This is a genomic window from Salinimicrobium profundisediminis (assembly GCF_026241755.1).
Classification (GTDB): domain Bacteria; phylum Bacteroidota; class Bacteroidia; order Flavobacteriales; family Flavobacteriaceae; genus Salinimicrobium; species Salinimicrobium profundisediminis.
The window spans coordinates 1-12,212 of record NZ_JAPJDA010000028.1; the positions used below are offsets into that span (position 1 = coordinate 1).

General features: G+C 41.9%; 8 protein-coding genes. 6 read left to right on the top strand and 2 right to left on the bottom strand.

All coding sequences use genetic code 11. From position 1 onward, the window contains the following. The coding region (locus tag OQ279_RS14980) for a M16 family metallopeptidase (protein WP_266070819.1) at nt 1–1,629 on the top strand (1,629 nt) is incomplete at its 5' end. Between the two features lie 193 nt (nt 1,630–1,822). Then, nucleotides 1,823–3,208, top strand: a complete 1,386-nt coding sequence (locus tag OQ279_RS14985) for a sodium-dependent transporter (RefSeq protein ID WP_266070820.1) — start codon at nt 1,823–1,825, stop codon at nt 3,206–3,208. Between the two features lie 77 nt (nt 3,209–3,285). On the opposite strand, the gene OQ279_RS14990 is transcribed toward OQ279_RS14985, so the two are convergent. Together OQ279_RS14990 and OQ279_RS14995 are read right to left on the bottom strand one after the other, a co-directional pair. Beyond that, a complete protein-coding gene (locus OQ279_RS14990; RefSeq protein WP_266070821.1) occupies nt 3,286–3,666 on the bottom strand; it encodes a ribosomal maturation YjgA family protein in 381 nt (126 codons plus the stop codon). Nucleotides 3,667–3,685: 19 nt separating this feature from the next. After that, nucleotides 3,686–4,099, bottom strand: coding sequence for a BLUF domain-containing protein (locus OQ279_RS14995; protein ID WP_266070822.1), 414 nt, complete (start codon nt 4,097–4,099; stop codon nt 3,686–3,688). Nucleotides 4,100–4,365: 266 nt separating this feature from the next. Between OQ279_RS14995 and OQ279_RS15000 the strand changes: the two genes are divergently transcribed. From OQ279_RS15000 to OQ279_RS15015, 4 genes are all read left to right on the top strand, one after another. Next, nucleotides 4,366–6,837: a DUF5916 domain-containing protein gene (locus OQ279_RS15000; protein WP_266070823.1), complete on the top strand. Its 2,472-nt coding sequence runs from the start codon at nt 4,366–4,368 to the stop codon at nt 6,835–6,837. 226 nt (nt 6,838–7,063) lie between these two features. Then, entirely contained in the window at nt 7,064–9,601 is a 2,538-nt protein-coding gene (locus OQ279_RS15005; protein ID WP_266070824.1) for a glycoside hydrolase family 9 protein, read from the top strand. 291 nt (nt 9,602–9,892) lie between these two features. Next, a complete protein-coding gene (locus OQ279_RS15010; protein ID WP_266070825.1) occupies nt 9,893–10,915 on the top strand; it encodes a cytochrome-c peroxidase in 1,023 nt (340 codons plus the stop codon). A 571-nt stretch (nt 10,916–11,486) separates the two neighbouring features. Continuing rightward, nucleotides 11,487–11,816 carry a LytR/AlgR family response regulator transcription factor gene (locus tag OQ279_RS15015; RefSeq protein ID WP_266070826.1) on the top strand — a complete coding sequence of 110 codons (330 nt, stop codon included), beginning with the start codon at nt 11,487–11,489 and terminating at the stop codon, nt 11,814–11,816. Nucleotides 11,817–12,212 lie beyond the last annotated feature (396 nt).

Here is a 12,212-nt window from a genome sequence, read left to right on the forward strand (position 1 = left end):
CCGGGTTACATTGAAAAAGATATAGAAAATATCAAAAAAGTGACCAAAGAAGATGTGATGAGGGTATATAATACCTACATCAAAGATAAGCCTTTCGTGATGACCAGCTTTGTACCTAAAGGCCAATTAGAGCTTATTGCTGAAAACTCTGAAAAAGCACAGGTCGTAGAGGAAGAGATCACCGAAAACGTAGAGGCCGAAGTTGCTGCTACCGAAGAAAAGACCATTGAAAAAACACCTTCAAAGATCGACAGATCTACACCTCCTCAATTGGGTGAGGCGCCCGGCTTAAATGTTCCTGAGTCATGGAACCTGGTGCTTGAAAATGACCTGGAAGTCTATGGCATTGAGCAAAATGAATTGCCATTGGTAAACTTTAGCCTGGTAATTGAAGGCGGACATTTACTTGACGACCTCAGCAAAAACGGGGTAGCCAACCTAATGACCGATATCCTTATGGAAGGTACGGCCAACAAAACACCTGCAGAACTCGAAGAGGCTATAGATCTTCTTGGAGCTAACCTGTATATGTACACCACAGATGAGTCTATAGTTATTAGAGGGAACAGCCTTGCAAGGAACTTTGAAGCAACCATGGAACTCGTGGAAGAAATCCTTCTTGAGCCACGATGGGATGAGGAAGAGCTGGCACGCATCAAAACCAGCACAATCAATTCCATAAAAAGAAATGAGGCCAATCCTAATGTAATTGCCAACCAGGTGTATAACAAGCTGCTTTATGGAGAGAACCATCCTTTTGCCTATCCCACATCGGGTACGGTAGAGTCTGTAGAAGCCATTAGCATGCAGGATCTTAAAGATTACTACAACAAGTATTTTTCTCCTACAGTAAGCCGTTTCCATGTTGTGGGCGATGTTTCACAGGAACAAGCACTGGATGTACTCGCCGACCTCAAAGACAATTGGGAGCCTAAAGAAGTTACCATCCCTGAATTTGAGGTAGTAACCAATAGAGACAAAGCTTCCTTGTATTTTGTAGATGTACCTGGTGCCAAGCAGTCGGTGATCAATATTGGTTACCTCGCTCTTCCCCGCACCAGCGAAGACTTCTTCCCTGCCGAGGTGATGAACTACAAGTTGGGAGGTTCTTTTTCGGGTAACGTAAACCTGGTACTAAGAGAAGAAAAAGGATATACCTACGGCGCCCGCAGTGGTTTTAGTGGTTCTAAGATCCCCGGCACCTTTACAGCCTCTTCTAACGTGCGCACCAATGCCACAGGAGAATCTGTAGGTATTTTTAAAGATGAGATTGCCAAATACAGGAATGGCATCACGCCCGAAGATCTCGAATTCACCAAAAATGCCCTTATCAAGTCTAATGCCCGCCGTTTTGAGACACAACCCTCACTGCTGGGCATGCTTCAGGAAAGGAGCGCGTATGACCTTCCGGCCGATTATATTAAGCAGGAAGAGGAAGTTATTCGCAACATGACTCTTGAAGAGCATAGAAAACTGGCCCAAAAATATCTTGACGAGTCCAAAATGGCTTACCTGGTGGTGGGAGATGCCGCTACGCAATTTGAGCAGTTCAAAGATATGGGCTTTGATGAAGTTAAATTGATCAATAAACAAGGGGAAGAAGTAAAACCCGAAGCAGTAAAGCCCTAAACAATTTTTTAAAATTCAATTATAAGCTCCCGTGTTCGCGGGAGCTTTTTTTTATTCTTAAGGGTAGGTTTTAAAACCCAATTACTTTTTTTAATTACACCTTACCTCGTCTTTAATGGCATAATACGGTTAGCTATTTTAAAGCCTGCAAAATTCACTAAAAAAATTAGGAAGAATAATCTACTTTTGCCGCATGGCAACAAGAGGTGGATTTTCAAGCAGGTTAGGCTTTATAGCCGCAGCCGCAGGATCGGCAGTAGGCTTGGGGAATATTTGGCAGTTTCCGTATGTGGCAGGACAAAACGGAGGAGCCGCTTTTTTAATAATCTATGTTTTCTGGATTTTCCTAATAGGTTTTCCAATAATGTTGGGAGAAATCACCCTGGGCCGCAGTGCACAGTCCAACCCTTATGGAGCTTATAAAAAATACGGCGGAAAAGCCTGGGGACTTGTAGGGCTGTTCGGTATTCTTTCAGGAATCATGATCCTCTCTTTCTATAATGTGGTTTCTGGTTGGGCCTTCGGTTATTTTCTTGAAACAGCCTTCGGAAATTTATTGGAAGAAAATGATTTTTCCTCCTTTTTTGGAGAATACGTAGCCGATTATTCAGATAATCTCTGGTTTAGCTTTGGGTTTATGGCCATTACTGCCGTGATAGTACTGCAGGGCGTCAAAAAAGGCATTGAAGGTTCTGCAAAAATATTGATGCCGGCGCTTTTTTTCCTGCTACTGGGAATCATAGTTTACGGGCTCACCTTACCGGGAGCCATAGAGGGCGTGAAGTTTTATTTGCTGCCCAACTTTAGCCTTATTAATGCCGAAACTATTTACTCTGCTCTTGGGCAGGCTTTCTTTTCCCTAAGCCTGGGAATGGGCGGTTTGATTACTTATGGCTCTTATCTCAGTAAACAGGAAAATATCTTAAGCTCTGCCAGCCTGGTGGTAATTGCAGATACCATGGTGGCATTTTTGGCAGGTTTAATGATTTTCCCGCTTGTTTTCTCTCAGGGACAATCTCCTTCAGAAGGCCCGGGACTGGTATTTGTAGCACTTCCCGGAATCTTTCAGGCCATGGGACCAGTGTTGGGGAAAATCGTAGGGAGTAGTTTTTTCCTTTTGCTGTGTTTTGCCGCCCTCACCTCTACCATCTCCCTGCTGGAGGTGGCCGTTGCCTATCTCATAGACGAGCGCAAATGGTCCCGCCGCAGGGCAGTTTCTTTGATGGCTCTTGTTATCTTTTTTATTGGAATACCCAGTATGCTGGGTTACGGTGCCATTCAAAGCTTAACCAGCTTCACTTTTTACGAAGGCACATCAAAAAGCTTTATGGACCTTGTACAGGATATATTTTCGGTTATTGCGCTGCCCCTTGGAGGGTTCCTGCTTAGTGTCTTTATCGCCACCCGATGGACCACTGCCAAATTTTCTGATGAAATAAGCCAGGGTGCAAAAAATTATAAAGGCTCTTTTATGGAAGGCTTTTTAAATATAATGATCAAATTTATTTGTCCGGTAGTTTTGGGTCTCATGTTCATACTTACCCTGCTTCAAAAGTTCTTTAACATTCAGCTGTTTTAGCTTTCTTCGGAAGTAAAAAATACAGCTAAAATATCCCGGAACATATTTTGTTTTTTGCGCTGGTGACAAATTTCACCTCACTCAGCCTTCAAATAACCTGCTTTAATTTTTTCTGCGGAATAAATGCACAATGCAGCAAGGATGTAAATAACGATATCGAGCCATTCAAAATGATTCCCTAACACCATCGAAGCAATCCTATTATCCTGACGATTCAGAAGCGAAATGAGCCGGAAATACTGTGAAGCTTCAACAGCAAAGGCGAAAAACAGCACTCCAAAAATGGCATTTTTGACAGGAATATTAAAAAAGCTTTTTAAAAGGAAGTAGAGAAAGATGACCACCAGGAAATCTCCACCGTAGGGCCTAATGATCGTATCGTTTATAAAAGCAGCAATAAAAACTTCTGTAAAGAAAAGAAGAACAGCCGCCGCAAAATAATTGAAATGAAATTGCACCCCGGCAAGCTAATAAAAACTATAAAACCCTGGTGTCAATAAATGATTTTAGAATGTTTTTGATTTGCTGCTGGGTTTCGAGATCCATTCCCTTCACAGATTCGCAGTATTGGCTTACCAGTTCGGGCTTTGAATATTCCGCTTCATCCAGATGTTCAACAATATAATGATCACAAGAGCCTTTTGAGAGGTCTTTTCCCACCACCTGGATAATGTTATTGTGACGGTGGTCTTCTTTTATACGCTGAAACAGCTCCAAAACTTTTGTCTTTTCTCCTTCCAGCACCTGAAAGAAATTGCCTTCAGAAAAAAGGAGCATTCCTTTAATATTTTCTTTGTTGTTCTTCTCCCGCCATTTGGGAAGTAAGGTTTCAATCTCGCCAACTGTAAAATTGTTGCTGGCGGTACTTATAAAACATATTGCATGCTCCATTAAAAGGGGTTTTTCAGTCCCAATTTAAAAAAGTATAGTTTTTATAAATCCTAAGAATTTCACAAATCCTTCATTTTAATGTAAAACCCACATTTCTTCGGAAGTGAATTTCTCCACAACTTCTTCGGAAAAAATCACCCCTCAAAAAAATGCCATTTTTGGAAGGAATTTCCAGTAAAATTTCAGAAATAACCGAAATAGACAAAAAACATTCAGCTTTACTGCAACAAATATGATTTTTTGTTGTCTATTAACTAAACTTCTTGATGAAATCACTTTTTTCAGCCCTTTTTCTCTTGTTAAGTATTTCGGCTTTTACACAGGAAAAAGACAGTATTCCGAGGAAACAGATCTACATCTCCCGCATTAATGACGCTCCAAAGATTGACGGCAGGTTAGACGATGCTGCGTGGAAAAATGCGGCCAGCGCTACCAATTTTGTGGAACGGCTTCCAAACAACGGGCGATCTATCCCCGATAGCCTTGCAACCCATGTAAAAGTAGCTTATGACGATCTGGGGATTTACTTTGGGGCCGAAATGCTGGACCCTAATCCTTCAGAAATAAGAAAAGAACTCACAGAGCGGGATGGAATTGGCAATGACGACTTCTTCTTTATTTTACTAAACGGGTACAATGACCGGCAACAGAGCATGCAGTTTATTGTAACGGCTGCAGGAGTACAATACGATGCAAAAATGACCAACGGCAACGAAGATTCTTCGTGGAACGCCGTTTGGTACAGCAATGTAGATATCAATGACCGCGGGTGGACGGCCGAGATCTTTATCCCTTATTCCGAATTGCGGTTTCCTGAAAAAGCCATTCAGGAATGGGGTTTGCAAATGGAGCGGGAGTTTAAACGCAGCGGCACCCGGTACAGCTGGAGCCCCGTAGATAACACCAAAGGATCTTTTTCTATATATGACGGCGAGATTCACGGTATTGAGCACATTCAAACCCCCACCCGACTATCGGTACAGCCTTACGTCTCTACTTACCTCAACAGTTACGACGGCGAGACCAGCACTAACGTTAACGGCGGAATGGACCTGAAATATGGCATTAATGACGCTTTTACGCTCGACATGATTTTGATCCCCGATTTTGGACAAACTAAATTCGATGAATCTGTGCTCAATCTTTCGGCTTTTGAAGTGCAATATGATGAGCAGCGACCTTTTTTTACTGAAGGAACCGAACTCTTTACCAAAGGGGACCTCTTCTATTCGCGCAGGGTGGGCGGTGCGCCTTTTGGAGATGTGGCACTTCAGGAAGAAGAAGAGATCCTTGATTTTCCTTCTTCCGTAGATCTTATCAATGCTTTGAAGGTCTCGGGAAGGACAGATGGTGGGCTGGGAATCGGATTTTTTAACGCCATTACCGAAAAGACCTATGTCACTGTGAAGAATACCGAAACCGGTGCCACCCGCCGGGAGCTTATTGAACCTTTCACCAATTACAATATCCTGGTGCTCGATCAACGCTACGGCGACAATTCTTCTGTTTCGCTGGTAAATACCAACACCACCCGCGAAGGCCATTTTAGGGATGCCAACGCTACAGGCCTGTATGTTGACCACACAAATAAGACCAATACGTTTAATTATTTTGGGGGGATTGAAGGCAGCTGGGTAATGGAAGAAGGCACCAAAACTGGTATGGAGGCCCAGGCCGGAGTATCCAAAATAAGTGGAAAGAACCGCATGGACCTCAACGCCAATTTACGCACCAAAGATTATGATATTAACGACCTTGGCTATTCCAGCGCCACAAATTTTGTACGTTACCAGGGCCTGTACCAGCGCAGGCTTTTGCAGCCAAAAGGCTTTCTAAACAACATGTACCTCAACTGGGTAAGTGTACATGAACGCCGCCTGGAACCCGACCTGCACAGCAAATGGATCCTCAACTTTAATTCCAGCTTTACTACCCGGGAGTTTTTCAACTTTGGCGGTGGCTTTGAAACCACTCCCATTGGCACAAACGATATTTATGAGCCACGGGTAGATGGCAAGTACTTTAGCATTCCTGCTTATTATGATGTGTGGCTTTGGTTCAATACAGATTTCAGGAAGAAGCTGGTAGTAGAAGTATTGGCCGACTGGTACAAGTATGATGAACGTGGCCGGGGAGATCTCATTTTTGATTTTAGCCCGCGATACAGGTTTTCAGACAAATTCAATGTGCGACTGTCCACCAACGTGAGATTGTCTGACAAAGAAGAGGGCTTTGTTGATTTCCTGGAGGCTGATGATATCCTTTTTGGGCAGCGCGATCGCAACACCATTGTGAACTCCCTGGGTGCAAATTACATCTTCAACAACAAAATGGGATTGAACCTGGCCTTTAGGCACTATTATTCTGAAGTGTTTTATTCTGAATTTTACACGCTCCAAAACGATGGAGGTTTAAGCGATTACGGTTCCAAAAATGACGAATACAATACCACTTACAACAGCTGGAACCTGGATTTACGCTTCTCCTGGTGGTTCGCCCCCGGCAGCCAGATGACGCTGCTCTATCGCAACGCCACCGACAGCTACATAGAGCGTTCGCACATCAATATTGGCGACAACTTTAAAAACCTTTTTGATCAACCACAGGTGAACAGCCTTTCTTTAAGGATCTCCTACTACCTGGATTACAACCGCGTTAAAAGCTGGTTTAAATCTAACGACAGACCCACCGTACCTCAGGATGCCGTTGGTTACCGGGAATCAAAAATGAGGTTATAAGAGACATATTTTATTCTGAAGAAGAGGTGCCAAAAATGGCATTTTTGGGAGGTGATTTTGAGAGGTCTTATTAAGCAACTCTGGTCTCTGCCTAAATTTTTTCCAGGTAACGGTATTATTAAAAAGGTTCCCCGAATTCATTTCCGCCATCTCCCAGTCTATTCTGAAAAATTGATAAAGTGTGTTTTTAACAATTATTTTCTACATTTATAGAAAATGATTCATTATGGGTAATAAATCACTATTTAGAAATTGGGCACTTATTCTTTTTTGCACCTTAGGTGCCGGACAATTATTCGCGCAACTCAGCATTAATGAAAAAGAATATTTTGAAACCCGCGGGCTAAACGTCCTTGTTTTTAGCAATGAGTATAATGGATTCTTTTTTGACGAAAAAAATGCCGGTATAGAACTCATCCATCACGGAATGAGAAGTAGTACCGGAGGAGCTGTAAGATTGCAGAATACGCCTGAACAATGGGACCTTGTACCTTCACTTGTAGAACGAAAGGTAGATCGTGCTTCCAATACCATAGAGGTCACCACCCGTTATAACCAGTTGGATTTAACCTCAAAGATCATTGTCAGGGCTGAAGCAGACGGCGTAAATATTTCTGTATATCTCGATAAACCCCTGCCTGAAAACCTGGAAGGAAAAGCCGGGTTTAACCTTGAATTCCTGCCTGCTGCTTATTTTGAAAAGTCTTACCTTGTAAATGGCAGGCCGGGCACCTTCCCTCTTTATCCGTCTGGCCATACCCAAATTAGATCCCTTAGTGAGAAAATTCCGCAGTTTGCCGGTCATTCAACTTTAGACACCCGCGGGGAAGAAGAATTCATTGAACCCCAACCCCTGGCCTCTGGTAAAACTATCATCCTGGCACCCGAAGATTCTTATCACCGTGTAAAAATTACTTCAGAAACCGAGATCTCTTTATTTGACGGGAGAAGCCTGGCCCAAAATGGCTGGTTTGTTACGCGCAGTATACTCCCGGCCAATAAAACAGGTAAAGTTTTGGAATGGCATCTGGAAGCCAACACCGTTGCTAACTGGATACGGGAACCAAATATTGGTTTTTCTCAAATTGGCTATCACCCGGAACAAAAAAAGCTTGCTATCATAGAATTAGATAAAAACGATGATGGGTTGCAAACTGCCTCTTTGTATCAGATAACTCCGGAGGGAAAAACAGTTGAGAAATTAACCGGGAAGGTAACCGAATGGGGGGAACATTTCAGGTACAATTATGTCAATTTTGATTTTTCCGAAGTAACCGAAACGGGGATTTATTTTATAAAATACGGAGATCAAACCACAAATACCTTTCCTATAAGTGAGCAGGTTTACGAAACGGCGTGGCACCCAACGCTGGATATCTTCTTTCCTGTGCAAATGGATCATATGAAGGTAAATGAAGCTTACAGGACCTGGCACGGGAGACCTTTTATGGATGATGCTTTGCAGGCGCCGCTGGAGCAGGAACATTTTGACGGCTACAGCATGGGAACCTCTACAGGTACAAAATTTGAACCCTACGAACACATCCCCGGCCTTGATGTAGGCGGGTGGTTTGACGCAGGAGATTATGACATTCAAACCGGAACCCATTGTCTAACCATTACAGATCTTGTTGCTTCCTGGGAAGAGTTTGGTCTGGAGCGCGATCAAACTCATATCAACCAGGAAAATCGATACGTTGATATCCACCGGCCCGACGGGCAAATAGATATCCTGCAGCAAATAGAACATGGCACCTTAAACCTGGTAGCACAAATAAATAATATAGGACACCCGGTTAGGGGGATCATAGTTCCTAACCTGCACCAGTACCATCATCTTGGAGACGCCTCAACAGAAACCGATAACCTGCCCTACAACCCCAATTTGCAGCCATTCGAAAGCGATGGAGTGTCAAGCGGAAATATGGATGACAGGTGGGTGTTTTCTGAACGCTCCCCTTACCTTGACTACAGCACCGCCGGCGCATTGGCGGCCGCAAGCCGGGCATTAAAAGATTACAACCCGTCATTGTCTTTAGAATGTCTTGAGCTGGCAAAAAAGCTTTGGCAGGAGAATGAAAATATACCAGCGCCTGAGCCTTCTTCAGGATATTTCGCCCGTTTCCTTAAACTCAGCGAAATGAATGCTTCTATGCAGCTCTATGTGACTACTAAAGACACTCAATATGCTGAAGCCTTTGAATCTAAGATATGGAATGCGATGGATGAAACCCTGGACAGGACCATTGATATAGCTTTGCACGCTGCGCCCCATATGGACACAGAATTCAATAATAAATTAAAAACCTATGTTCAAAAATATACTTCAGAAATAGACCAATTGGAAAAGGATAACCCTTATGGAGTACCCATGTTCCGCAGGCCGGGTTGGGGCGGGAACCACGGCATTATAGATTTCGCCATCGCCAATTACAGGGCCCATAAGTTATTCCCGGACCTGGTAGATAGAGAGCATGTATTTAAAGGCTTACACTACATCTTCGGGAGGCACCCTCATTCTAACCTTTCTTTTGTTTCGGGAGTAGGTACAAAGAGCAAAAAAGTGGCTTATGGGAGTAACAGGGCAGACTTCAGTTTTATTGCCGGAGGCGTCGTACCGGGTATATTATTGATGAGTCCCGATTATCCCGAAAACAAAGAAAACTGGCCATTTTTTTGGGGTGAGAATGAATATATTGTTGATATTGGAGCCAGTTATATTTTTCTGGTAAACGCAGCAGATGAACTCCTTAAGGAAAAATAGTTACCACAGGCCTAATCTTTACTTCATGATAATGAGGTTCCAAAAATGACATTTTTGAGGCTTCTCTTCTTCGGAAAGAGTTTTCAAAAATGGCATTTTTGAAGGGTATAAAAGCCAAACCCTCCCGATGCTGCTTTTTTTTTAAAAGGGATTCAAATTACATGGGTTTTAAGAAAAAAGATTGCATTTAACTGAAAAAATCTGCCTCCCGGCTTCAACACTTGATTTTTGTCATTGTTTTCTCTATTAAGTCTTTCTTATTTTTAGTTGCTTACCGCTAATTCTATAAATATGAAACGCTTTCTACTCCTGTTGTCGCTTTTTGTGATCATTTCCTGCAAAAATAAAAATGAGAATACCGAAACTGACTTTACCGATGAAGGTTACGAGCTGCTTACCGATGCAAGTGTGTATTTTCAGCCTTTATCTTCGGTAGAAATGGAAGAACCCGACTCTAATGCAGTAAAACTCGGGAAGCATTTATTTTATGACACCCGTTTGTCGGGAGAGGGGAATATCAGCTGTAATTCCTGTCACAACCTGAACACTTATGGGGTAGACAACCGGCAATTCTCTCCCGGAGATGTTGAAGGAACCTTTGGGAACCGGAATTCCCCCACGGTACTTTACGCCGCTTTACACAAAATGCAGTTTTGGGATGGCCGTGCACAAACTGTAGAAGAACAGGCTGCAGGCCCCATTTTAAACCCTATTGAACACAATATTAAACAGGAAGAACAGCTGGTAAACCGCCTGAAAGAAGTTGAGCTATACCAGGATTTGTTTACCAAAGCTTATGGCGACGAAGGAATTACATTTGAAAATGCCCTTAAAGCCATTGGGGCTTTTGAACGCACCCTGATGCCAAAAAGCCGGTTTGACTCCTATCTCGAAGGAGATCATTCTGCCCTTACTGAAAGAGAAAAATCCGGACTTAAAAGCTTTATAAATGCCGGTTGTATCACCTGCCACAGTGGCGTTGCCATGGGCGGACAAATGTTCCAGAAATTTGGTTTGTACGAAGATTACTGGAAATACACCGAATCTGAAACTATTGATCTGGGACTCTATGAAATAAGTCAGGATGAAATGGATAAGTATTTCTTCAAAGTTCCCGGTTTGCGCAATATTGAACATACCTACCCATACTTCCACGACGGCTCTGTAGAAGATCTTAACAAAGCGGTAGAAATTATGGTAGAATTGCAAACTGCCAACGATCTTTCTGAAACAGAGATTGAAGATATTGTGGCCTTCTTAAAGAGCCTGTCTGCCGATGTTCGGGACGAGGCAAAACAAAATCCCTTTGAGTAGGCGACAATTAATCGGGATAGGTTTACAGGCCCTTATACTTCCGCAGAAAATTGAGTAATAGGGAGAAGGAAGTTATTTTAAATTGATCATTGAGGGAGAGTTCACTTTTAAGAGGTTCCAAAAATGCCATTTTTGGGAAGTGTTTTGAAGACAGGAGCATCAAATAAACATCATCACTAAAAAGCAAAATAGAGAACATCAGGAAGCAAAAAAAAACCTTTCAGCGAACTGAAAGGTTATAAAACTAATTCAATAATATGTTTTTAGAATAAACCTAAATACTTCTTCCCCCCAGAAAAAATAAATAGATAGTATTCATTATCGAATTAACCCAGTTTAAACTGCGCTCGCAGAGATTACTTTATTAAAACCAGATATTGCCATTTTAGACATTAGGGTTGAAGGTTCACAAACAGGAATCTGGTTAGGGAACCAGTTAGACATCCCGCTCATCTATTTAACTGCTTTTAACGATGTAGAGACCATCAAAAAAGCAATTGCTACAAAACCCACCAGCTACCTGGTAAAACCCTTTAATAACAAGGACCTTTTTATTGCTGTAGAACTGGCTGTGAGTAAAATACAAACGAAAGCAAAAATTGTTGTAAAGGATAAAGACAAAAAAGTCATCCTGTCAGAAGAACAGATCCTGTTTGCAAAAAAAGAAGATCAATACCTCATGCTTTATTTAGAAAATTCTGAAAAGTTGATCCGTTCGAGTATTAAAGAGTTTTTAGCGCAGGTGAATTCTTCTTCCTTTTTACAAGTGCACCGGTCCTATATCATCAACAAAAAATGTGTCACTGCCTTTAACAACAAAGAGATTACCATTGGCAACAAGAATATTCCCATCTCAAAAAGATACGCGAAAGAAGTTTTAGGGGAAATCTCTCCTTCTTGATGCCTTTTCATTTTTAAATTCAAGTAACTAAGCTGAAGAACTCAATGTGGAATTTAAAGTCTCCTGCTTTGAAGCAAATGAGAATAATTTTTATATTAACGGTAAAATCCACAAAGGGCTTGAGCAAGTTTTAGCTTCAGTTTATGAAATTCATGACTGAAGCTAAAACATATTAAACTTTAATTCTTCTGGTTACAAATAATCACCTGTAAGAGCTTGGTTCGTCAAACACTAAAAGCCTCTGAAGGAAAAAGAAAAAATATCTTTTTATTAATCAAATTTGTGTGAGAGTGGACAATAGCTCTTTTACTAAAAACATGATAATATATTTTTTCAATTCTCATTAAATTATTAATAATTTTTGAATATTTTTAAAGACTCCGCTGCAGAGTCAAT

Excerpts from the sequence above, each read along its gene's own strand:
- OQ279_RS15000 (WP_266070823.1), top strand. The coding sequence starts at position 4,366 with ATGAAATCACTTTTTTCAGCCCTTTTTCTCTTGTTAAGTATTTCGGCT.
- OQ279_RS15005 (WP_266070824.1), top strand. The coding sequence starts at position 7,064 with ATGGGTAATAAATCACTATTTAGAAATTGGGCACTTATTCTTTTTTGC.
- OQ279_RS15010 (WP_266070825.1), top strand. The coding sequence starts at position 9,893 with ATGAAACGCTTTCTACTCCTGTTGTCGCTTTTTGTGATCATTTCCTGC.
- OQ279_RS14995 (WP_266070822.1), bottom strand. The coding sequence starts at position 4,099 with ATGGAGCATGCAATATGTTTTATAAGTACCGCCAGCAACAATTTTACA.
- OQ279_RS14985 (WP_266070820.1), top strand. The coding sequence starts at position 1,823 with ATGGCAACAAGAGGTGGATTTTCAAGCAGGTTAGGCTTTATAGCCGCA.